This window comes from Methylobacterium sp. AC690, assembly GCF_979256535.1.
Genome location: NZ_CEEDOX010000120.1, coordinates 1 through 242, shown reverse-complemented (window position 1 = coordinate 242; position 242 = coordinate 1). Strand labels below are relative to the sequence as shown.

Sequence of the window (242 nt, the reverse complement as noted above, 5' to 3'; positions counted from 1 at the left end):
ACTGGGCGATCAACCTGTGGGAGAACAAGCAGGCCCCCAACGGTCAGGTGGTTCTGGTCTGCACCCTCGGCATCCGCATCCTCGCCGCCTCCCGCGACCGCGCCGTGGCGCTGGTGGACGCCACCCAGCACACCGCCCGCCTCTCGGCGGCGCTCCACACCCTGCTGCAGCCGCACGACCTCATCGACCACCCGGCGGCGGAGCCGCTCTCCGGCAGCACGGGCGCCGAGATCACCTTCGAC

1 pseudogene is annotated in these 242 nt (G+C 71.9%); it reads left to right on the top strand.

The features are described from left to right. Positions 1-242 (top strand): annotated as a pseudogene (locus tag AC0IY1_RS25540) (ABC transporter ATP-binding protein); the annotation flags it as partial.